General features: G+C 59.9%; 20 protein-coding genes. 16 read left to right on the forward strand and 4 right to left on the reverse strand.

Features of this window, described 5'->3' with window-relative positions:
• Positions 1–37: 37 nt before the first annotated feature.
• Positions 38–1,207, reverse strand: coding sequence for a cysteine desulfurase (locus FY152_07415; GenBank protein ID UXS31921.1), 1,170 nt, complete (start codon positions 1,205–1,207; stop codon positions 38–40).
• Between the two features lie 211 nt (positions 1,208–1,418).
• Here FY152_07415 and FY152_07420 point away from each other — a divergent pair, with 211 nt between their 5' ends.
• Positions 1,419–2,096 carry an alpha/beta hydrolase gene (locus FY152_07420; GenBank protein UXS31922.1) on the forward strand — a complete coding sequence of 226 codons (678 nt, stop codon included), beginning with the start codon at positions 1,419–1,421 and terminating at the stop codon, positions 2,094–2,096.
• 237 nt (positions 2,097–2,333) lie between these two features.
• On the opposite strand, the gene FY152_07425 is transcribed toward FY152_07420, so the two are convergent.
• The gene (locus FY152_07425; protein ID UXS31923.1) at positions 2,334–3,458 is read right to left on the reverse strand and encodes an anhydro-N-acetylmuramic acid kinase; all 1,125 of its coding nucleotides are present in this window, start codon (positions 3,456–3,458) and stop codon (positions 2,334–2,336) included.
• A gap of 148 nt (positions 3,459–3,606) precedes the next feature.
• On the opposite strand from FY152_07425, the gene FY152_07430 reads away from it, so the two are divergent.
• On the forward strand, positions 3,607–4,860 hold the full coding sequence (locus FY152_07430; protein ID UXS31924.1) for a tyrosine--tRNA ligase: 1,254 nt from the start codon (positions 3,607–3,609) through the stop codon (positions 4,858–4,860).
• A gap of 239 nt (positions 4,861–5,099) precedes the next feature.
• Here FY152_07430 and FY152_07435 read toward each other — a convergent pair whose 3' ends face one another.
• Positions 5,100–8,483 carry a hypothetical protein gene (locus FY152_07435; protein ID UXS31925.1) on the reverse strand — a complete coding sequence of 1,128 codons (3,384 nt, stop codon included), beginning with the start codon at positions 8,481–8,483 and terminating at the stop codon, positions 5,100–5,102.
• A 119-nt stretch (positions 8,484–8,602) separates the two neighbouring features.
• On the opposite strand from FY152_07435, the gene FY152_07440 reads away from it, so the two are divergent.
• From FY152_07440 to FY152_07505, 14 genes are all read left to right on the forward strand, one after another.
• Positions 8,603–9,070 (forward strand): peroxiredoxin, encoded by a 468-nt coding sequence (locus FY152_07440; protein UXS31926.1) that lies wholly within the window; start codon positions 8,603–8,605, stop codon positions 9,068–9,070.
• Between the two features lie 15 nt (positions 9,071–9,085).
• The gene (locus FY152_07445; protein UXS31927.1) at positions 9,086–9,913 is read left to right on the forward strand and encodes a ferritin-like domain-containing protein; all 828 of its coding nucleotides are present in this window, start codon (positions 9,086–9,088) and stop codon (positions 9,911–9,913) included.
• A gap of 160 nt (positions 9,914–10,073) precedes the next feature.
• Complete coding sequence (locus tag FY152_07450) at positions 10,074–11,369, forward strand: peptidoglycan DD-metalloendopeptidase family protein (protein ID UXS31928.1); 1,296 nt, start codon at positions 10,074–10,076, stop codon at positions 11,367–11,369.
• A 219-nt stretch (positions 11,370–11,588) separates the two neighbouring features.
• Positions 11,589–13,094, forward strand: a complete 1,506-nt coding sequence (locus FY152_07455; protein UXS31929.1) for a DEAD/DEAH box helicase — start codon at positions 11,589–11,591, stop codon at positions 13,092–13,094.
• A gap of 29 nt (positions 13,095–13,123) precedes the next feature.
• Positions 13,124–13,540 carry an NUDIX domain-containing protein gene (locus FY152_07460; protein UXS31930.1) on the forward strand — a complete coding sequence of 139 codons (417 nt, stop codon included), beginning with the start codon at positions 13,124–13,126 and terminating at the stop codon, positions 13,538–13,540.
• A gap of 777 nt (positions 13,541–14,317) precedes the next feature.
• The gene (locus FY152_07465) at positions 14,318–15,493 is read left to right on the forward strand and encodes an ABC transporter substrate-binding protein (GenBank protein ID UXS31931.1); all 1,176 of its coding nucleotides are present in this window, start codon (positions 14,318–14,320) and stop codon (positions 15,491–15,493) included.
• 110 nt (positions 15,494–15,603) lie between these two features.
• The gene (locus tag FY152_07470) at positions 15,604–16,281 is read left to right on the forward strand and encodes a ribulose-phosphate 3-epimerase (GenBank protein UXS31932.1); all 678 of its coding nucleotides are present in this window, start codon (positions 15,604–15,606) and stop codon (positions 16,279–16,281) included.
• A gap of 60 nt (positions 16,282–16,341) precedes the next feature.
• Positions 16,342–16,878 carry a hypothetical protein gene (locus tag FY152_07475; GenBank protein ID UXS31933.1) on the forward strand — a complete coding sequence of 179 codons (537 nt, stop codon included), beginning with the start codon at positions 16,342–16,344 and terminating at the stop codon, positions 16,876–16,878.
• A 124-nt stretch (positions 16,879–17,002) separates the two neighbouring features.
• Positions 17,003–18,310 (forward strand): adenylosuccinate lyase, encoded by a 1,308-nt coding sequence (locus tag FY152_07480; protein UXS31934.1) that lies wholly within the window; start codon positions 17,003–17,005, stop codon positions 18,308–18,310.
• A gap of 68 nt (positions 18,311–18,378) precedes the next feature.
• Entirely contained in the window at positions 18,379–18,942 is a 564-nt protein-coding gene (locus FY152_07485) for a serine hydrolase family protein (GenBank protein ID UXS31935.1), read from the forward strand.
• A gap of 203 nt (positions 18,943–19,145) precedes the next feature.
• Positions 19,146–19,910, forward strand: coding sequence for a phosphoribosylaminoimidazolesuccinocarboxamide synthase (locus FY152_07490; GenBank protein UXS31936.1), 765 nt, complete (start codon positions 19,146–19,148; stop codon positions 19,908–19,910).
• A gap of 56 nt (positions 19,911–19,966) precedes the next feature.
• Positions 19,967–20,209: a phosphoribosylformylglycinamidine synthase subunit PurS gene (gene purS, locus FY152_07495; protein UXS31937.1), complete on the forward strand. Its 243-nt coding sequence runs from the start codon at positions 19,967–19,969 to the stop codon at positions 20,207–20,209.
• A gap of 21 nt (positions 20,210–20,230) precedes the next feature.
• Complete coding sequence (gene purQ, locus FY152_07500) at positions 20,231–20,902, forward strand: phosphoribosylformylglycinamidine synthase subunit PurQ (GenBank protein UXS31938.1); 672 nt, start codon at positions 20,231–20,233, stop codon at positions 20,900–20,902.
• A gap of 77 nt (positions 20,903–20,979) precedes the next feature.
• Positions 20,980–21,384 carry a hypothetical protein gene (locus FY152_07505; protein UXS31939.1) on the forward strand — a complete coding sequence of 135 codons (405 nt, stop codon included), beginning with the start codon at positions 20,980–20,982 and terminating at the stop codon, positions 21,382–21,384.
• 247 nt (positions 21,385–21,631) lie between these two features.
• Here the strand turns inward: FY152_07505 and FY152_07510 are convergent, their stop codons facing one another.
• Positions 21,632–21,937 carry a DUF1127 domain-containing protein gene (locus tag FY152_07510; protein ID UXS31940.1) on the reverse strand — a complete coding sequence of 102 codons (306 nt, stop codon included), beginning with the start codon at positions 21,935–21,937 and terminating at the stop codon, positions 21,632–21,634.
• Positions 21,938–22,005: the final 68 nt, after the last annotated feature.

The following is a 22,005-nucleotide window of genomic DNA, read 5'->3' on the forward strand; positions in this document are numbered from 1 at the left end:
AGCGGAAAATTGCTATTCCGCAATTCTTTGCCGCATTTTAAGCGGCCTGACCGGAAAGCCTGCGCCGCCCGGCAATTTTCGTGAACGCCGCAAGCGTCCGTTCTATATCGGCCTCATCAGTCGCATGGCCAAGGGAAATCCTGAGTGCGCCAAGCTTGGGATCACGCCCCATAGCCGTCAGCACATGGCTTTCCCCCACCTTGCCGGATGAGCAGGCCGAACCGGCAGAGAGCGCAATGCCTTCAATATCGAAAGCGATCTGCCCCGTTTCCGCCTTCAGGCCCGGCAGGGTGAAAAACGTGGTATTGCCAACGCGGGCAACGTCCTCGCCGTGGATGATCACGTCAGGCGCGCTCGCCCGCATGCCGTCTTCCAGCCGCGCCTGCAGAGCGGCAAGACGCGCCGCTTCAATCTCGAGATTCTTGGCAGCAACAGTAGCAGCGGCACCAAACCCGATGACCGACAGGGTATTTTCCGTACCGGAACGATGCCCCTTTTCCTGCCCGCCGCCATGGATCAGCGGCTTCGGCATCATCACCTCGCCGCGCGAGACCAGCGCGCCAGCCCCCTTGGGGCCACCGAGCTTGTGGGACGAGACAACAAGGAAATCGGCATCGAGCGCGTTGATATCGAGCGGAACCCGGCCTGCCGCCTGAACGGCATCAACCACCATCAATCCACCCGCCGCATGCACCAGCCACGCCGCTTCCGCCACCGGCTGGAGGATGCCGGTCTCATTGTTCACCAGCATGCAGGCAACCATCGGCAGGCCGGTGGAAGCATCATGCGAAGACAGAAGCGCCTCAAGTGCGGCAAGATCGATGACACCCGCTGACGTAACGGGAATTTCCGCAACGTCAGCCTTGCCGAACCGGCCGCCTTCGCGAAAGGCGGGGTGCTCGATAGCGGAGACGTAAAGACGGCCATAGCGCACGGGAGCGCGCCCCATCCTGAATTCAGGCGTCAGCACCAGATTGGCAGCTTCCGTCGCCCCGCTGGTGAAGGTGACATGGGCGGCCTGCGCACCGGCAAGCGCTGCAACCTCGCGGCGGGCGGCCTCGACGGCAGCGCGCGCCGCACGCCCTTCCCGATGAACGGAAGACGGGTTGCCAGAGAGATCGAGCGCCGACACAAGGACATCACGCACGGCGGGCAGAAGCGGCGCCGTGGCGTTCCAGTCCATATATGTGCGCGTCAAACCCGTCATGGCGATGAGGCTTTATCCAATCTTCAATGCGCAAAAACGCATTTTTCTTGAAATTACAGTTGCGCTTGTCTTATGACACCACCCGAGTGCTTAAGCACACGCAAAGTTTCGAATTATTCTAAACTGCGTTCTAGAAAAGATGACACAGTTCGTCAAGTCTTCTCATCGGAAGAATGCGGTTGGAGAATGAAAAAACACGACCGGAGTACCAATGCCCGAAGTCATCTTTAACGGCCCTGCGGGTCGCCTCGAAGGCCGTTATCAACCCTCCAAGGAAAAGAGCGCGCCGATAGCGATCATCCTTCATCCGCACCCGCAGTTCGGCGGCACGATGAACAACCAGATCGTCTATCAGCTCTTCTATCTTTTCCAGAAGCGCGGCTTCACGACGCTCCGGTTCAATTTCCGCTCCATCGGCCGCAGCCAGGGCGAATTCGACCATGGCGCCGGCGAGCTTTCCGACGCGGCCTCCGCTCTCGACTGGGTGCAGAGCCTGCATCCCGATTCGAAAAGCTGCTGGGTCGCGGGTTATTCCTTCGGCGCCTGGATCGGCATGCAGCTTCTGATGCGCCGCCCGGAAATCGAAGGCTTCATGTCGATTGCGCCGCAGCCCAATACCTACGACTTCTCCTTCCTCGCCCCCTGCCCGTCCTCCGGCCTCATCATCAATGGTGATTCCGATAAGGTCGCGCCTGAGAAGGACGTCAACGGTCTGGTCGAAAAGCTGAAGACCCAGAAGGGCATCCTCATCACCCACCGCACCCTTCCCGGCGCCAACCACTTCTTCAACGGCAAGGTGGATGAGCTGATGGGCGAATGCGAGGACTACCTCGACCGTCGCCTGAACGGCGAGCTGGTGCCGGAACCGGCGGCCAAGCGCATTCGGTGATTTTGAGCGTATTTTCAGGTCGGTCTTGATCTGGCTGCAATGATCGATGGCGGGTGTGGTTCACCCCCCTCTGCCCTGCCGGGCATCTCCCCCTCAAGGGGGGAGATCGAATCGTGGCGACCTTTCGACCATTTTGAACGTCGCAGCCGAGGCGAAGAGCAAGCCTCTTGCTGATCTCCCCCCTTGAGGGGGAGATGCCCGGCAGGGCAGAGGGGGGTAAGCTTCACCCGCCGCCGTCTAACGTGATCGCACCAAAACCCCACCCGTCACCGGCTCCCTCACCCCCGTCGTCCCGGGATAGGTCAGCGGCAGACCGTTCAGCGAACGCACCGCCAGATAGGCCCAGGCCTCCGCCTCCATCGCCCCGCCATCGAAACCCGCCTCCTCCGCCGCGATCACCCGTGCGCCGACTTTCGCGACAAGGCCCGCAAACTCCGCCATGATCACCGGATTAAGCCGCCCGCCGCCACAAACGACATAGGTCTTCGCCGCCTCCGGCAGATAGCTCGCCGACTTCAGAATCGCCGCACCCGTCAGATGCGCCAGCGTCCGTGCCCCATCCGCCAGAGAAACCTCACCCTTTTTCGGCGGCGCGAAATCGCCGCGATCGAGCGAGCGGCGGATATTGGCCGAGAAGAACGGGCTTTCCATATAACGCGCCACCAGCGACGCGACGACGCTGCCGCCCGCCGCCGTCCTGCCGCCCTTGTCGAAGGCTTTGCCCGTATGCGCCTCGATCCACTGGTCGATCAGCATATTGCCCGGTCCGCTATCGAAAGCCGCGAGCCGTCCGCCATCACCGATATAGGTGAGATTGGAAATGCCGCCGACATTGACGAAGACGGCGGGCGTTTCGAATCCATCAGGCAGATTGGCGGAGAGCGCCACGTGATAGGCGGGGATCAGCGGCGCGCCCTGCCCGCCATGCACCATGTCATTGGCGCGCATGTCATAGACCACGTCGATGCCGGTTTCGGAGGCCAGAAGCGCGCCGTCGCCGATCTGCACGGTCAGCGCCTCATCCGGCCGGTGCAGCACCGTCTGGCCGTGAAAACCGATCACATCGATATCGCCGGGCTGGAGCCGGTGACGGTGGAGGAAGGATTTCACCGCCGCCGCATGGGCAAGCGTCAGCTTGCGCTCGGCCTCCGCCAGATCGCCGGGACGTTCGCGTCGTTCACGAATGGCTTTGGCCGTGACCAATGCCTTCTGCCAGATGGCGCGCAGGCCCGGATCATAGGGGAAATACCCACTCGGCCCATGCCGCACCACGCTTTCGCCATCCGTGCGCAACAGGGCGATATCGATGCCGTCCATCGATGTGCCGCTCATCAGCCCGATTGCCGTTTTGACCTCGCCCACCTGCCGCTCCCCTGCAATCACGAATCATCATCGAGTGAATCCCGACATTCATGGCCGAAACGGGTGCACATTTCAAAAAACAATGATAAAGGCGCGACGGTCATTGGTTTTCGATGGCCGCAAAGATCAAACCAGAAAGAAAAAGGTTATGTCCAGGTTCAAGTCCGATTTCCTCCGCACGCTCGACGAGCGCGGCTTCATTCACCAGATCTCCGACGAGTCGGGTCTCGACGAACTGTTCGCCAAGGAAACCGTGACCGCCTATATCGGCTATGACCCGACGGCTTCGAGTTTGCATGTCGGCCACCTTACCCAGATCATGATGCTGCACTGGATGCAGAAGACCGGCCACCAGCCGATCTCGCTGATGGGCGGCGGCACCGGCATGGTCGGCGATCCCTCCTTCAAGGAAGAGGCCCGCAGGCTGATGACGATCGACATGATCGAGGACAACATCACCTCGCTCAAGCATGTCTTCGCCAACTACCTCGATTATGACCGCGCCAACAATCCGGCGCTGATGATCAACAATGCCGACTGGCTGCGTGGCCTCAACTACCTCGAATTCCTGCGCGATGTCGGCCGCCATTTCTCGGTCAACCGCATGCTGTCCTTCGACAGCGTGAAGACCCGCCTCGACCGCGAGCAGTCGCTGTCCTTCCTCGAATTCAACTACATGATCCTGCAGGCCTACGACTTCGTGGAGCTGAACCAGCGTACCGGTTGCCGCCTGCAGATGGGTGGGTCGGACCAGTGGGGCAACATCATCAACGGTATCGACCTTGGTCACCGCATGGGGACGCCGCAGCTCTACGCGCTAACCTCGCCGCTTCTGACCACCTCCTCGGGCGCGAAGATGGGCAAGTCCGCTTCGGGCGCGGTATGGCTGAACAAGGACCTGCTGCCGGTCTATGATTTCTGGCAATACTGGCGCAACACGGAAGATGCGGACGTGGTTCGCTTTGCGAAACTCTTCACCACGCTGCCGATGGATGAGATCGCCCGCATTGCCGCGCTTGGCGGATCGGAAATCAACGAGGCGAAGAAAATCCTCGCGACCGAAGTGACCGCCATCCTGCATGGCCGCGCCGCTGCGGAAGAAGCGGCTGAAACCGCGCGCAAGACCTTCGAGGAAGGTGCGCTCGCCGAAAACCTGCCCTCCATCGAGGTTCCGACATCCGAACTCGATGCCGGCCTCGGCGTTCTCTCGCTCATCGTCCGCGCCGGCCTCGCCGGCTCGAACGGCGAGGCCCGCCGCCACGTTCAGGGCGGTGCGGTGAAGATCAACGACGTCAGCGTTTCGGATGAGCGCCAGACGGTTGGTTCCGGTGAAGTGACCGGCGACGGCGTCATCAAGCTGTCGGTCGGCAAGAAGAAGCACGTTCTGGTTCGCCCGGCATAAGACTTACAAAAACATCGTGTCGAGGACTGCGAAAGCGGTCCTCGATGCGCCGATACCCCCACTTCCGTCATGCCGGACTAGATCCGGCATCCAGCCACGGCGCGTCTGCGCCGTGAAAGGGCTCTCGCGCGATCAAGGACTTGATCGCACTGGACCCCGGATCAGGTCCGGGGTGACGGAGTACGGGTGCACCCGTTCTCGCCAAACAGCCGCTTGCGCCAAGCTTTGCGACGCTCCATTCACTGAAATTCGAAAATCTGCCGGAACACACCGGGCGCGATCAACGACAGCGGATTGATCGTCAGCTTCGGCTGGTCCGTCTGGCCTGATAGTTTGAAGGTAATGCCGAGCAGACCCCGGTCGCGGCCATTGCCGAGGAAAATGCCGATGAAGGGCAGCTCGCCGAACAGCCGGTTCAGGCCATAGGCGGGCATGAAGGTGCCGGTCATGTCCATGCGGCCGCTCTGGTCCTTCAGCAAGCCCTGGAAGGTCGCGCCGATCTGCTCGCCGCGCACGACGCCGTTTTCCACCGCAACCGAGCCGTTGACGTAAACGACCCGGGCAAAACCGCGCTGGAACTTCTCCGAGCTGACATCGATATTGCGGCGCACCGCATTGTTGAGGCTCCTGCCATCCTCACCCGTCGGCGTGGCAACGATATCCTGCAGCTTGGCTTCGTTCACGACGGCAAAATTGCGCAGGTCGAGCGATCCGCTCCAGTCACTGCCATTGGAGGTCGTGAGCGCAAGGTTGAGAAGGCCGCCGCGAATGCGGCTGTAGATATTGGCGAAACGGGCAAGCGACCCCGCATCGCTGCTGGTCAGCGTCACGGTTCCCGTTGCGCCGCGATTGACGGTCTGCGCCACGACCGCCTGGCCGTTGCCGGTGACGCCACGGAAATCCACCGAACGCACCTTGCCGTCACGCACGCTGATATCCGAGCTGACATTGGCGAGGATTTCGTCGTTGAAACCGTAAACCTTGTCGAATTGCGTCTTGATGGCAAGGGATGGCTGCGCACGCGATGTCCCGTCACCACCACCGGAAGAACTGCGCAGCTTCGAAAGGAAAGGCCTGACATCGGCGGATTTTCCCGAAGCATTGATGCTATAGCCGTTTTTCGAGGCGGCGACCGAAACGGCGTAATTGTCGGAAGGCGACAATTGCACGCGGCTGAGATCGGCTGAAATCAGTCCGTTCTTGCTGAAGGCAATATCGCCGGCAGCGCCAAAGCCATCGCCATCGAGGGAAAAATCACTGATTGTCGTGCGGCCATCCACCACCTCCATGGTGAAGGCAGCTTTTGCCGGAATGCCGATACCCTTGCTCCAGCCAAGCCCCGGCAGAATGATCGATGCCTTGTTGAGGTCGAGCCGGACATCCTGACGTTTGGGATCGGCCCCTGAAATTTCCATCACCGTCGTGCCGCCAAGGACTGTCGAAAGCTCCGGCGCAAGCTTGGCAACCTGCGACTCGTTCAAGGTTGCCTTCAGCAACAGTGTCGGAGAGACGTCGCTGTTCTTGCGCACAGGTTCCGTCATTTCGATGTCCATCGGCACATCGTCCACCCGGCCCTTGCCCTCAAGCCTGAGCTGCCGGTCGTTCAACGCCATGAAACCATCGAGCGCGGTCACCTTGTGGCCGGCGAACGGCTTTGTCAGCGACAGGTTCTTGAGGTCGAGATCGGCCGTCCATACCGGCGGCGGCGGGTTTTGGCTGGAGAGGAGCCCGATGGTCAGCTTCGCATTCGCCTTCACATCGCCGGTGAAATCGTCCGGCTTGAACTGCGTATCCTTGAGGGCATTGATGGGTTTCAGCGTCGCAAGCTCCGCCACGGCATCGGCTGCGCCCGCAACATTCAGTTCAAGATTTCCAAGCAGCGGCTTGTCATAGACATCGGAGATCAGGAAACGGCTGTTCTCAAGCGCAAGCGAGCGATTGGACGGGAAATAGGATGTCGCCCGCTTGATATCGACACTCATCTGGCCGCCGACGAGATTGAAATGCGCGTCGACATCGCGCAGCGGCGGAATGTCGCCGGTCGTATTGAGCCGCGTATCGTCAATATCGAAGCGGATCTGCATTTCGCTCTCGCCAAGCACCAGCGGGCAACCGGGACCGCACATCCGCCCCTGCGGAATGAAAACGGCAATCGAGCCATTCGTGATCGTCCCGCCATAAAGGTTGGAAACCACCCATTCGCGCGGCTTGTGCGCCATCCAGAACGGCCAGAGCTGCTTGACCGCCGTCGCCTCCATCTTCGGAATCTGCCCCGCGAAACTGATTTCCGGCGATCCTTCCCCAAACCGGATTTTCAGCGATCCCGCCATGTCTCCAAGTGGACCGCTGACATAAAGCGAGGGAACCTCAAGCTGTTTCGTGGCCGCCGTAAATTGCCCATCGGCCTTCAGGCTGAAAGGCACGGGCGCCTCACCCGAGGCTTCGGCGGAAGCCACCGCATTGTCGATCCGCAGCGAAAGACCGAAGCCCTCTTCGGTATCCCTGATTTCGCCAACGACCGGAACGACCGTCCGCCCCAGCTCCACCCGTGAGTTTTCGATCACGAGCGTGCTCTTTTGAAAATCGTAGCGGGCATTGACCGTGCCGGCGGTAAAGGGCTGGGCCTCGCCACCGATCAGAAGCGTTCCATTGCCCATGCCGACCGAGACGTCCAGCCGTGGCTCGTGCCCTTCCATGGCGCGGCGGGCAACGATGCTGACACCGGTCTTGACATTCAGCCCCTCATGAATATTGCCCTGCGGATCGTATTTTTCCAGAAACGGGCCTATATCGAAACCGTCTATCCGGGCCTGAAAGCCATCGATCACGCCGCCACCGCCCGAGGTCTTCAGCGACACGCTGGCAATTTCACCGTTAAACAAGGTTTCGCCATCAAGCGCATAGCCGCCCTGCTGGTCGGGCGTCAGCGACAGTTCCCGCACCTCGATGGTACGCGGTTTACCGAGTTCACCGGGCGGCAGATGAACCGAAACGCTGGAAATATCGATTTCCTCGGTTCCGCTGCTCAAGAAAGCCTGCGCAAGCTTGTCGAGCTGCCCGAAAGCCTCCTGCAATTGCTGCGGCACCGCATCGAGCTTGACACTGGACAGATCGAAACCGTTGCCCTTGGGCAAGAGCGCCGTATCGAGCTCCATGCCGTCGGCCTCGAGGCTCTGTACCGAGACGCGGCCAGCCAGAAGCGCAAGCGGATCGAGCGCCATGCCGATCGCCCGCGCCCGGCTCAGATGCTGGCCGGATTCCTTCTCGACAATGTCCACATCCTGCGCCACCAGCGCCAGCCGCAGCCCGGTCGAGAACCGGATGGCCGATGAGCCTATCCGCGCGCTGTAGTGAGGCCCGAGCGCCCTTTCCAGCGCCTGCTGCGCCTGGCTGGAAAGGGTCTTGTCGATCGATCCGGTTTCAACAGAGACGATGATGCCGCCGATCGACAGAAAGGCGAGCACGAAAAGAGCCGCGAAAATCTTGATGAAGGCACGCGCCATGGAACGCGGCGGCGGGCAATGCACGATGATGGGATCTTCCGCCTGCGCCGAAGGGAGATCGTGCAGCGCAATGATATCGCGCTTGCCGAACGTAACCTTTTCACCCCTGACTTCAGCCATACGCCCGTGTTTGCCCCTGAATAGCTTTTGTTTCGCCCCAACACTGGACGACGCGCCGTTTCGCTATATATCGAATGTGGCGACTTTCACTCAACATCCCGGCGAAAGAAAGGTGGATTATGACAGACTTGACGATTGGCAGCCCGGCTCCGGATTTCACTTTGCCCCGTAACGGTGAAGGAACGGTGACATTGTCCGGCCTGCGAGGCAAGGCGGTCGTTCTCTATTTCTACCCGAAGGACGATACATCCGGCTGCACCGCCGAAGCGATCGACTTCAGCGCCCTTGGCGGAGAATTCGAGGCCGCCAACACGGTCGTCATCGGCATTTCCCCTGACAGCGTCAAAAGCCACGACAAGTTCGCTGCAAAACACGCGCTCAGCGTCATGCTCGCCTCCGACGAGGACAGGAAGGCTCTCGAAGCCTACGGCGTCTGGAAGGAAAAAAGCATGTATGGCAAAAAATACATGGGCGTCGAACGCACCACCTTCCTCATCGCACCCAATGGCACAATCGCCGAGATCTGGAACAAGGTGAAGGTCGCGGGCCACGCACAGGCCGTCCTGGACGCCGCAGGCAAACTCTGAGAGACGGCGCCTGTCGTGACACCCCCTTTCAAAATCATGTCGCTGCGCGGCGGCGCCGCCGAGGCGATCGCCAGCGCCGATCTCGACAGAAAAACCGCATTGGCGCAGGAGACGGCGACACGATGGTTCGAACGTCGCCTGTCGCTGCGCTCTCCTCTCGATCCGCCCCTGCCCGAACGTCCGGGCAGGCCTGAAAAGCCGCAGCTCGTTCCACCGACCGCCGTCGAGCGCCGTTCCCTTCACACCGTCAAGGGCCGCATAGCGCTGTTGCATGCCATTGCCCATATCGAGCTGAACGCTGTTGATCTCGCACTCGACATCGTTGCCCGTTATGCCAGCGAGCCGGTGCCGCATTCCTTTTTCGATGGCTGGATGCAGGTCGCCTTCGAAGAGGCGAAACATTTCCGGCTGGTGCGTGACCGGCTGCGGAGCCTGGACGCGGACTATGGCGATCTGCCGGCCCATGACGGGCTCTGGCAGGCAGCCCACTCGACCCGCAACGACCTGACTGCGCGGCTCGCGGTCGTCCCTCTCATTCTTGAAGCGCGCGGGCTGGATGTGACGCCCTCCCTGCAGGCAAAGATGCGGGAAACCGGAGATCTGGAAAGTGCCGCCGTTCTCGATGTCATCTACAATGATGAAAAGGGCCATGTCGCCATCGGCGCCAAATGGTTCCGGTTTCTGTGCGCCCGCGAAAAGAAGGACCCGGCAGCCACCTTCAAACAGCTGGTGCGCACCAATTTCCGCGGTCCGCTGAAACCGCCCTTCAACGACCTCGCCCGCGCCGAAGCAGGTCTGACGCCGTCCTTTTATCGCTCGCTTACCGCCGTCAGCAACAGCTGACGCCGCTTTCGGCCCTGAAAGCCTCCCCGGCAAAACTTCGTTAACCTTAACGAATTATGATTTCCTTCAGTGCCCCGTGCGTCCGGTCGGACGCGCGAATGACGCTCCAAACTGTTGAATCTACGCGTCGTGCTTTGCGAAGCCAGCCCGGAGAGAGATTTTGACTGATACAACGGAAAACCGGGTATTCGGCAAAAAGCGTGAGCCACACGTCCTCATTCTGGCGCGCGGTGACAAGGTTCGGCATCTGACGATCCGGCCCTGGATGTCGGCGCTTGCCGGCTGCACCATCGGTTTTCTTTCACTCGGTTATCTCGGTGCCACCGGCTATCTCATCCTGCGCGACGACCTGATCGGCGCAACCATGGCGCGCCAGACGCGCATCCAGAACGATTACGAAGACCGCATCGCAGCGCTGAGAGCGCAGGTGGACCGCGTTACTTCACGGCAATTGCTCGACCAGCAGGTGGTTGAAAAGAAAGTGGAAAAGCTGCTGGAACAGCAGGCCGCCCTCACCTCCAGGCACGGACGCATGAGCGAATTGCTGGAACGCGCGGAAAATTCCGGCATCGCCGCTTCGCCGGCCGCACCTTCCTCTCTCTCGAATGCGATGGCACCGGAAAAACGCGCCGATATGTCCGGCGGCCTTTCCGCCATCGAAAAGCTGATGGCGCCCCGGAAATTGCAGCCGGAAAATGCCGGAACCGACAAGCGGGCGTCCTACGTTCCAGAAGCCGGCGAAACACCTTCCGACCGGGCCGACCGGGTGTTCTCCAAGGTGACGCTTTCGCTGAAGGACATCGAGCGCCAACAGATATCGCGCATAGCCAGGCTGACCAGCGACGCCGAGGACAAGGCGAGCGCGATGCAGGACATCATCCGTCAGGCAGGCCTGAAAATCGACGAAAGCGGCACGGACGATGTTGGCGGTCCCTATGCGGATCCTCAGCGCAGCGAAACCGATCCCTTCAATCTGTCCCTCACCAATCTCGACAATGCGCTCAACCGTCTGGATATCGTCAAGGAAAGCGCGACCGCCCTGCCCTTCGGCAATCCGGCTCCCGGCAGGACCATCACCAGCCGATTCGGCAACCGGATGGATCCGTTCCTCGGGCGGCCCGCCTTGCATACCGGCATCGATTTCCGTGCAGAAACCGGCGCTGACGTGAAGGCAACCGGTGCCGGCAAGGTGACGGTGGCGGAAAATTCCGGCGGCTACGGCAATATGGTCGAGATCGACCACGGCCAGGGCGTGTCGACGCGATTCGGCCACCTCTCCGCCATTCTGGTCAGGGTGGGTGAGAAAGTGGAGGCCGGCCACGTTATCGGCCGGGCCGGCAGCACCGGCCGCTCGACCGGTCCGCATGTGCATTATGAAGTACGCCGCAACGATACGCCTGTTGATCCGATGCGGTTCCTGGTCGCCGGGGCAGAGCTTAAAACCTATCTTAAATAGTCGGCCGAATTTAACGCTTTTTTTGCGCTTTTTACGATAAATCGCGCAAAACCGCGCCGAAGGCTAAAAAGCCCCGCTCGAACCGCGACGTTTCGCGTGCATTTCCCGTTGTTTCCTTGACTTTCCGGCAATTTGGGCATATCCCCGCGCCAAGTCTTTGCAAGTGTCGCAGCGGCACGCAGGTGTTCTTACCGAACCAGAACGGAAAAAGTTCTTCCTTTGACAACATTCTCTGATCTTGGCCTGAGCCAAAAAGTTCTTTCCGCTATTGCAGATGCCGGCTACACGACGCCGACACCCATTCAGGCCGGCGCAATTCCGCCCGCGCTGGAAAAGCGTGATATCTGCGGTATCGCACAGACAGGCACGGGGAAAACCGCTTCCTTCGTTCTGCCGATGCTCACCTTGCTCGAGAAGGGCCGCGCACGCGCCAGAATGCCGCGCACGCTGATCCTCGAGCCGACCCGCGAACTCGCAGCGCAGGTCGCCGAAAACTTCGAGAAATACGGCAAGAATCACAAGCTGAACGTCGCCCTTCTGATCGGTGGCGTTTCCTTCGAAGATCAGGACCGCAAGCTTGAGCGCGGCGCCGATGTTCTCATCTGCACACCCGGCCGTCTTCTCGACCATTGCGAGCGCGGCAAGCTGCTGATGACCGGCGTGGAAATCCTCGTCATCGACGAAGCCGACCGCATGCTGGACATGGGCTTTATTCCGGATATCGAGCGTATCGCCAAGATGATCCCCTTTACCCGGCAAACGCTGTTCTTTTCGGCCACCATGCCGCCGGAAATCCAGAAGCTCGCCGACCGGTTCCTGCAGAACCCCACCCGTATCGAGGTTGCCAAGCCCTCCTCCACGGCAAAGACGGTCACGCAGCGTATCGTCGCCGCGCACAACAAGGATTATGAGAAGCGCGCCGTCCTGCGCGATCTCGTCCGTGCCGAAGAGACCGAACTCAAGAACGCCATCATCTTCTGCAACCGCAAGAAGGATGTGGCAGACCTGTTCCGTTCGCTGGATCGCCACGGCTTTTCCGTCGGCGCCCTGCATGGCGACATGGACCAGCGTTCGCGCACCACGATGCTGCAGAATTTCCGTGATGGAAATCTGACGCTGCTGGTCGCCTCCGACGTTGCAGCACGCGGACTGGACATTCCCGATGTCAGCCACGTCTTCAACTTCGATGTTCCCATTCACGCTGAAGACTATGTCCACCGCATCGGCCGCACCGGTCGCGCGGGACGTTCGGGCAAGGCCTTCACCCTCGTCACCAAAAGCGACGCAAAATATCTGGACGCGATCGAAAAGCTGATCGCCGAGAAGATCGAGTGGCTGAATGGTGATCTGTCCTCGCTCCCCGCCCCCATGGAAAGCTTTGAAAGCAATTCCGGCCGCCGGGGCAGCAAGGAACGTGGCGGCAGGGGCCGCGACAGGAACCGTCGCGATGCACCCGCATCGCCGGTCGAAAACATCAATCAGGTTGCACAATCCGCTGTGGACACGGACATCCCGGCTCATGGAGACGACAAGGTGAAAGCAGAACGCAGACCGGAAAAGACCCCGCGCAATTCTGAGCGCAACAACCGCAACCAGCCGCATGCCAATGACGACAACCGCGACCGCCGTCGCCACTATCGCGACCATGATGACGGTCCGACGCCCGTTGGTTTCGGCGACGACATTCCTGCATTCATGCTGATCGTGGCAAACGCCAAGGCCTGAGCCCACCAGACTGCCGCGGGAATGAAAACATGACGCCGACCATCAAGCCAGGACAGGATTTTCCAGGCGTCGGCGTTGGCCTCGCCATATTGCGCGATGGCCAGCTTCTCCTCTGCCGGCGCATGAAAGCGCCGGAGGCAGGATACTGGAATATTCCAGGCGGCAAGGTTGACCATCTGGAAACCGCCCTCGCCGCAGCAAGGCGAGAGGCCGAAGAAGAGACCGGGCTGACAATCGGCAAGGTCGAGTTTCTCTGCCACAGCGAATATATCAATCCGGAAGACCGCCATCACTGGGTCTCGCTGATCTTCATAACGCGTGACACGCAGGGTGAACCGTCGCTCACGGAACCGGACAAGCTTTCCGAAATCGGCTGGTTCGACCTCGATGCCCTTCCAGCACCCATTTCCGCTTTTGCGAAAGACGCCTTGACCGCGCTGAAATAAAGCCGGGCAACAAACAGCGAACCGCCGCTCTGCCGACGCAAGGACGGCATTTTTCCGTCTCAAGGAGAGATTTGCGCGGATCGAACATGCTCACGCCCGCACCAGAAGACCCGCTTTCATGCGATTTATTTTCAGCAAACATAATTATAGAAGAATGTTTTTGCGCGAAGCTTTCAAAATACAATTTAAAATTGCTTAAATTAGCACAATGTAAAAAACCGCCCCAGTTGCCTGAAGCGGTTTATACGTGATGAAATAAATAGAATAAGAACTGTAATATAGTCTGGCAGTGCTTATAATCGGAACACTTCCGAGGCCTTTTAAAGCCAATTTCAGTCGTCCCCTGAAACACGGATATCTAAGCTAAACATTTACTTTCCGTCAAGCAAATCTTCTCGCAAATGCGAAAAAAACATGGCAAGAAGCAAATGGCAGGCAAAAAAATCAGAATATTATCTTTGCATATCAATGAATTGAAGAGATGAAAATTAAATGTGCAGTCTATCGCGCTGCACTTAAAAAGTGCAGAATGAGATATTAATCTGCATAAAATTTGCTTATAAGCTCGGCATGTTACAGCATTATAAAGTAAAGAGCCTCTCGTAGAGCGCAGGCGATACTTCTTTTTGCACTCTGCGGAAATTCCATTAGCTTTCGAGCAACGATAATCGGCAGATCGCCCATAATTGCGCCAAACACCAACAACCAGGACGTGTCGTCGTCCTCCCGCCTTTCGAATCGGATAAGTTCCACCACAACCATCGCGAAGGGCGGTCGATGTGCGATTCTGCGAGGGTGTCAGTGATTTTTCCTTTGGAAAACCGATTGTTGCCGATAAACATCAAGCCGGGACAACAGGATTTCGATCACGTCATGCTTTCACTTCGCCTGCTAACGATTATCGCCGGTTTTGCCCTTGCGGGCTCAGCAAGTGCGGCATCGATCGGCATCGTTGCTCCACAGAATGGTCCCTACGAGCTTTTGGGACAGCAGCTACGGCAGGGTGCGAAGGCAGCGGCCGCCAAGCTCGGGCTGGACGTCGTCGAAATCCATGAGAGCTGCGAAGACGGCAGCGGCGGTGCGATTGCCGACGGCCTGGTGGCCGCCAAAGTCAGCGCCGCAATCGGGTTCCTGTGCACCGAGACGCTTCAGGGCGTTCTGCCGCCCCTCAAGGCGGCGGCCATTCCGGCGATCACGCTCTCCAGCCGCGCCCCCATCCTGATGGAAGACGCCCTTAAATACGGCTGGCCGCTCTTCCGCCTCACCCCGTCGGACAGGGCCGAGTCGGACAGGGCGGCGGAAATCATCCTGCGTGACTGGAAAGGGCATTCGATCGGTCTTGTGGATGACGGCACGATCTTCAGCCGCGACCTGATCGACCGCATCCGCTCGACGCTGGAGGAAAACGGGCTGAAACCCACCTTCGCCGACACGATACGCCCCGGCCAGGAACAGCAGGTGGCGCTTGTGCGCCGGCTGGCGCGAACCGGAATTACCCATGTCTTCATCGGCGGCGAGCGCAATGACATTGCGATCATCGCCAGAGATGCCGCTTCGGAAAACATTCCCCTTACCATCATGGGCGGCGACGCCATGAATGCGGCGAACAATCCGGTTGCGCTTGCCGCCAATGTGCTGGCCATCACCCGCCCCGCTTATGACACGCTGCCCTCGGCACAGGCCGTTGCCGGTGAATTGCGCGCCGCCAACATCGAACCGGAGGGATATACCCTGCCCGCCTATGCGGCAACCGAGTTGACCGCAGCGCTCGCCGAAGCGGCGCAATCGCAGGGAAAACCCGCACCCGAAATACTGGCAGGCGGCACCGTCTTCAAAACCGTCATCGGCGATATCGTTTTCAACCCGTCGCATGAACTTGCGGACAATCCCTATCGCCTGCAACGATGGAACGGCCAGCGCTTCGAACCGGCAGACAAGGCCGAGCGACAGTAAGCGAAGCCGGCGTCACCGGAAATTCAACAAGTCGCGGCTGAGGCCGTTTCAAACCCGGATACATGATGCTAAAGGCAGCGTTGAGCAACGCGTCGAGAGGAGTTTGCCCCATGTCCCTTCCCATCCGGATAGCACCGTCCATCCTGGCTGCCAATTTCGCCAAGCTTGGGCAGGAAGTCGCCGATGTGACGGAAGCAGGCGCGGACTGGATCCATCTCGATGTCATGGACGGCCATTTCGTGCCCAACATCTCGTTCGGACCGGATGTGATCAAGGCGCTTCGCCCGCACAGCAATGCCTTTTTTGATTGCCATCTGATGATCGCCCCCGTCGATCCCTATCTGGAGGCCTTCGCCAAGGCCGGCTGCGACGGCATCACCGTGCATGCGGAGGCAGGGCCGCACCTGCATCGCTCGCTTCAAACCATTCGCACGCTCGGCAGGAAGGCCGGTGTGACGCTCAACCCTGCCACGCCGCTCTCCGTCATCGAAAACGTGCTTGATGATGTCGATCTCATCCTGATCATGAGCGTCAATCCCGGCTTCGGCGGGCAGAAATTCATTCCCGCCATGCTCGACAAGATCCGCGCGGCAAAAGCGATGATCGGCGACCGGCCGATCGAACTTGAAGTGGATGGCGGCGTGACGGCGCAGACCGCCGGCGCGATCGTTGCCGCCGGCGCCAATGCACTCGTGGCCGGCTCAGCCATCTTCAAGGGAGACGGCGTCGAGGATTATCGTAAAACGGTCTCGCTGCTGCGCACGACGGCGGAAGCCGGACAGTCCTGATCCGACACCAAACGCGGAGACGCCGGAAACGAGACTGCAGGCGTTTGGGTGGGGGCTTTGATGGACAGCGAAACGCAGGATTTCCGTAAGATAATATCGGCCTCTTTGTTCCCGCTCCTTGCCCCGCTCGTCTGGGCCGCCTCTTCTGCAGCCAGCGCTGCCCTCGGCCTCTATCTCAGAAACCGGTTCGAAACCGACCATGCCGCCGACATCGTAATATTGTTCTTCTGCGGTGGCCTTCTGGGCTGGCCCTTGGCGATGGTCGCCCTGCGCTTCCTCCCCGCATCCCTCAACGTCCCGCTACGCCTTGCGGCGAGCTGCCTTGCCATCGCCTTCTTCACCATAGCGGTCACGGCAGTTTTTTTCGCTTTTCAGTACCGCATCTTTTATGCGCAGTGGCACGCACCGGCATTTTCCCGCATCTGGTTTTTCCAGCAGCTCTTCACCTCGCTCGGCGCCATCTACCAGTTCTGCATTCTGGGCCTTCGCCTTTATTTTCCATTTGCCGCCGTTCCGCTGCTGCTTGCAGGCCTTATCCTTTGCAGACGGGCACATGGAGCGCCGCGCATCCGTTCAGACGCACAAAGGACGCCCTGACACTTTGAATATGCGCATCGGGCCGATGCGCAGGCCTGATAGCTGATTGAGATTACCGGAACACTTTGCTAAACGGGCAGCAAAATTCCTCCACAGAGAATTCCACACAAAGAAAGTCATTGCCATGATCCCTCGTTACTCCCGGCCGGAAATGGTCGCCATCTGGTCGCCGGAAACAAAGTTCCGCATCTGGTTCGAGATCGAGGCGCATGCCTGTGACGCGTTGGCCGAACTCGGCGTCATCCCCAAATCGGCTGCCCAGACCATCTGGGAAAAGGGCGGCAGCGCCACTTTCGACGTCGCCCGCATCGACGAGATCGAGGCCGTCACCAAGCACGACGTCATCGCTTTCCTGACGCACCTTGCCGAATTTGTCGGACCCGACAGCCGTTTCGTCCACCAGGGCATGACCTCCTCCGACGTGCTGGACACCACGCTCAACATCCAGCTCGTCCGCGCCGCCGATCTGCTGCTCGCCGATATGGACCGGGTGCTCGCCGCACTGAAGACCCGCGCCTTCGAACACAAGAACACGGTGCGCATCGGCCGCAGTCACGGCATCCATGCCGAGCCGACCACCATGGGCCTGACCTTTGCCCGCTTTTATGCCGAGATGCACCGCAACCGCGAGCGCCTCGTCAATGCCCGTGCGGAAATCGCCACTGGCGCGATCTCCGGCGCCGTCGGCACCTTCGCCAATATCGACCCGCGCGTGGAAGAACATGTCTGTGCCAAGCTCGGCCTCATTCCCGAGCCGGTCTCCACGCAGGTCATCCCGCGTGACCGTCACGCCATGTTCTTCGCCGTCCTCGGCGTCATCGCCTCCTCGATTGAAAACGTCGCCATCGAAATCCGCCACATGCAGCGCACCGAGGTTCTGGAAGCGGAAGAGTTCTTCTCTCCCGGCCAGAAGGGTTCCTCCGCCATGCCGCACAAGCGCAACCCGGTGCTCACCGAAAACCTGACGGGCCTTGCCCGTCTGGTGCGCATGTCGGTCGTCCCGGCGATGGAAAACGTGGCGCTCTGGCATGAGCGGGATATCAGCCACTCCTCTGTGGAGCGCGCCATCGGCCCTGACACCACCGTTACCCTCGACTTCGCACTGAACCGCCTTGCCGGCGTCATCGAAAAGCTGGTGATCTACCCGGACAACATGTTGAAGAACATGAACAAGTTCCGTGGCCTCGTGCATTCGCAGCGCGTTCTCTTGGCGCTGACGCAGGCCGGCGTTTCGCGTGAGGACGCCTACCGCCTGGTGCAGCGCAACGCCATGAAGGTCTGGGAACAGGGTGCGGATTTCCTTGAGGAACTGCTGGGCGATGAGGAAGTGCGCGCCGCCCTTCCCGAAGATGCCATCCGCGAGAAGTTCGATCTCGGCTACCACACCAAGCATGTCGACACGATCTTCAAGCGCGTCTTCGGCAACGCCTGAGCAAACACCCTGAAGTTAATGCCGTCGCGGCCTTGATCGCGGCGGCATCACGACACAGATATGGGCGCATGAAAGTTTCAGAAGCAGATATCCTCATCGTACCGGGTTACACCAATTCCGGCCCAGACCACTGGCAGACCCGCTGGGAGCGCAAGCTTTCCACCGCGCGCCGTGTCGAGCAGGCCGAGTGGACAAAACCGGTGAGGCACGATTGGGTGGCGCGGCTGGTGGAAGAGGTCAACGCCTCGACCAAGCCGGTCGTTCTCGTCGCCCATTCACTGGGTGTACCGACCGTCATCCACGCCATTCCGGAAATCGGCAGGAAAGTTGCAGGCGCGCTTCTCGTCGCACCGCCGGATGTCGCCAATCCGGATATCCGGCCGAAACATCTGATGACCTTCGGCCCCTATCCGCGCGATCCGTTGCCATTTCCGGCCATCACCATCGCCAGCCGCAACGATCCCTTCGGCTCCTATGAACATGCCGACGATATTGCCGCCGCCTGGGGTTCGCTGCTGATCGATGCCGGCATGTCCGGTCATATCAACGCCGAGTCCGGCCATGGACCATGGCCCGAAGGCGGCATGGTGTTCGCCCAGTTCCTGAGCCGCCTGAAGGCAAACGAGCCCTGAGAGGTACGAAGGGCGAGACCCGTCCCGCCCCTCGCCGCTCGCGCCGGCCGATTTTCAGCCATGGGACATTGTCGGCCCGACATAAGAATTGAAGGGAAGATATGCGCGCTGCATTGTAGAATGCACTCTTTTCCTTTATGGGACCGCTCAAAGACAGAAACGTAACGCCACCAGAATCGGCGTCAACCAAGAGACCTGCCATTATGAACCGTCGCCGCCGTATTTACGAAGGCAAGGCCAAGATCCTCTACGAAGGTCCGGAGCCAGGCACGCTTATCCAGTTCTTCAAGGACGATGCGACCGCCTTCAACAAGAAGAAGCACGAAGTCATCGACGGCAAGGGTGTGCTGAACAACCGTATCTGCGAATATGTCTTCACGCATCTGAACAAGATCGGCATTCCCACCCACTTCATCCGCCGCCTCAACATGCGCGAGCAGCTGATCAAGGAAGTGGAGATGATCCCGCTCGAGATCGTCGTGCGCAACGTCGCCGCCGGCTCGCTCTCCAAGCGCCTCGGTATCGACGAAGGCGTGGTCCTGCCGCGCTCCATCATCGAATTCTATTACAAGTCGGATGAGCTGGAAGACCCGATGGTCTCCGAAGAGCACATCACGGCCTTCGGCTGGGCCAACCCCGCCGAGCTTGACGACATCATGGCGCTTGCCATCCGCGTCAACGACTTCCTGTCCGGCCTCTTCCTCGGCGTCGGCATCCAGCTCGTCGATTTCAAGATCGAATGCGGCCGCCTTTTCGAAGGCGACATGATGCGCATCATCCTCGCCGACGAGATTTCGCCAGACAGCTGCCGTCTCTGGGACATCGAGACCCAGAAGAAGATGGACAAGGACCTGTTCCGCCGCGACATGGGCGGGCTTCTCGAAGCCTATTCCGAAGTTGCGCGCCGTCTCGGCATCATCAATGAAAACGAACCGATCCGCGGCACCGGCCCTGTCCTCGTGAAGTAATATCGGCCTCGTGAAGTAATATCGACACCGCAAGGGTAAAATCAGGAGAAGATCAGGTGATCAAGGCACGGGTGACTGTTACGCTGAAGAACGGCGTTCTCGATCCGCAGGGCAAGGCAATCGAAGGCGCGCTCGGCAGCCTCGGTTTCGGCGGCGTCGGCCATGTCCGTCAGGGCAAGGTCTTCGACCTGGAGCTGGAAGGCGCCGACAAGGCCAAGGCCGAGACCGACCTGAAGGCGATGTGCGAAAAGCTTCTGGCCAATACGGTTATCGAAAACTACTCTATCGCCATTCTCTAAAAGCCGCAGGAGCCGCCGACCATGAAATCCGCTGTCGTCCAACTTCCCGGCCTCAACCGCGACCGCGACATGATCGCGGCGCTCACGAAAATCTCCGGAACGGCGCCCGTCACCATCTGGCAGACGGAAACGACACTTCCGGATGTTGACCTGATCGTCATTCCCGGCGGCTTCTCCTACGGTGACTATCTGCGTTGCGGCGCCATTGCCGCCCGCATGCCGGTCATGCAGGCCATCCGCGAAAAGGCCGAAAAGGGCGTCAAGGTTCTCGGCGTCTGCAACGGCTTCCAGATATTGGTCGAAGCCGGCATGCTGCCGGGCGCGCTGATGCGCAACGCCTCGCTGAAATTCGTCTGCCGTGAAGTGAAGCTCGAAGTCGTCAATAACGACACCGAATTCACCCGCGCCTATGACAAGGGCCAGGTCCTGCGTTGCCCCGTCGCCCACCACGACGGCAACTACTTCCTCGAAGCGGATGAGTTGAAGGCCGTCGAAGGCAATGGCCAGGTCGTTTTCCGTTATGCTGACGGCACCAATCCCAACGGTTCGCTGAACGACATTGCCGGCGTCATCAACGCCAAAGGCAACGTTCTCGGCATGATGCCGCATCCCGAAAACCTGATCGAAGCCGCCCATGGCGGTAATGACGGCCGCGGCCTCTTCGCCTCGGCGCTCGGCGTCATCGCCGCCTGACAAGCGGGCGGGCATGTGCCTGCCCTCTTCTCGATGCCACTTCCGGCTCCAGTTTGGCCTTTAATTTGGATGACGCGATGAACCGCCTGTTCCGATCCCATGCCCCGAAGGCCGCTGGATTGCTTTTCGCCGCAGCAGCGCTTGCCGCGTGCCAGCCCAAGCCCCAGCCGGTATCATCCGTGTCGCGAGCGGCATTGCCGACCATGGAACGGGTCGCACTCGGCGCGAATGCCTGCTGGTTCAAATCGGGCGATCCGGCCTTCAAGGCCTATCGCCTGGCGCCGGAACTGAATTCCTTCTCCGGCCGTCCGCGCATCCTGCTCGTGCCGCGCAACAGCCCGGAATCCCGCCCCATGCTGGTGGTTCAGGCCGAGGGCAACCCGGCAAAGCTCGACGCTTTCGGTCCGGTGATGAACGACGCCGTTGCCGGCCGCATCGCGGCTGACGTCAAACGCTGGGCGAATGGCGGCAAGGGCTGCTGATTTAGCGACCCTGACGTGTTCAGTTAGAGATTTGACGACAAGGCCACCCCGCGCGTGACGCCATCCTCGGGCTTGACCCGAGGATCCACGGCCGAATGAAAACGGGTTCTCGGGTCAAGCCGGAAGACGACGGAGGGTGGAAGATTCAATACAAAAAGACCCGCCGCGCCGGTTGGGACTGGCGTGGCGGGCCTGCCGAATGGCTATCAGGCACCGGGGAAAGATGGCGCCGCTCTCCGGCAGAAAATCAAAGCGGCCGCGTTGGCCACGAGAAAAGCTGCGACTTTGCGGCCTCTTTCAAGGCCTCGTCGCGCGTCACGCCAATATCCTGCAGAAGATCGTCCGACAGTTCCCGCAAAGCGAGCCGTCCCTGTCGTTTATCGTGCCAATTGAACAAGCCCGTAATCAGGCGACCAATAAGCGTGCGAGCGATCTCAGCCGGATACGGCGCCGGTGCGACCATGTCGCCGGCATCGCGGAACACGCGTTCCCGTTCGTAACCGTCAGGATAAATTGTATCCGTTGTCGAAAGGTATTGATCCATCTTGCGCATATTGCACCTATTGTCTCCGTGCGTTCAGCCTCAGTTAATGCATCCAATAAATACAATTGACTTGCACA

This window comes from Agrobacterium tumefaciens, assembly GCA_025560025.1.
GTDB lineage: Bacteria > Pseudomonadota > Alphaproteobacteria > Rhizobiales > Rhizobiaceae > Agrobacterium.

Coding starts and splice junctions, on each gene's coding strand:
- FY152_07435 (UXS31925.1), bottom strand. CDS start 8,483: ATGGCTGAAGTCAGGGGTGAAAAGGTTACGTTCGGCAAGCGCGATATC.
- FY152_07490 (UXS31936.1), top strand. CDS start 19,146: ATGAACCGTCGCCGCCGTATTTACGAAGGCAAGGCCAAGATCCTCTAC.
- FY152_07415 (UXS31921.1), bottom strand. CDS start 1,207: ATGACGGGTTTGACGCGCACATATATGGACTGGAACGCCACGGCGCCG.
- FY152_07480 (UXS31934.1), top strand. CDS start 17,003: ATGATCCCTCGTTACTCCCGGCCGGAAATGGTCGCCATCTGGTCGCCG.
- FY152_07420 (UXS31922.1), top strand. CDS start 1,419: ATGCCCGAAGTCATCTTTAACGGCCCTGCGGGTCGCCTCGAAGGCCGT.
- FY152_07460 (UXS31930.1), top strand. CDS start 13,124: ATGACGCCGACCATCAAGCCAGGACAGGATTTTCCAGGCGTCGGCGTT.
- FY152_07510 (UXS31940.1), bottom strand. CDS start 21,937: ATGCGCAAGATGGATCAATACCTTTCGACAACGGATACAATTTATCCT.
- FY152_07505 (UXS31939.1), top strand. CDS start 20,980: ATGAACCGCCTGTTCCGATCCCATGCCCCGAAGGCCGCTGGATTGCTT.
- FY152_07485 (UXS31935.1), top strand. CDS start 18,379: ATGAAAGTTTCAGAAGCAGATATCCTCATCGTACCGGGTTACACCAAT.
- FY152_07475 (UXS31933.1), top strand. CDS start 16,342: ATGGACAGCGAAACGCAGGATTTCCGTAAGATAATATCGGCCTCTTTG.
- FY152_07465 (UXS31931.1), top strand. CDS start 14,318: ATGTGCGATTCTGCGAGGGTGTCAGTGATTTTTCCTTTGGAAAACCGA.
- FY152_07430 (UXS31924.1), top strand. CDS start 3,607: ATGTCCAGGTTCAAGTCCGATTTCCTCCGCACGCTCGACGAGCGCGGC.
- FY152_07470 (UXS31932.1), top strand. CDS start 15,604: ATGTCCCTTCCCATCCGGATAGCACCGTCCATCCTGGCTGCCAATTTC.
- purQ (UXS31938.1), top strand. CDS start 20,231: ATGAAATCCGCTGTCGTCCAACTTCCCGGCCTCAACCGCGACCGCGAC.
- FY152_07440 (UXS31926.1), top strand. CDS start 8,603: ATGACAGACTTGACGATTGGCAGCCCGGCTCCGGATTTCACTTTGCCC.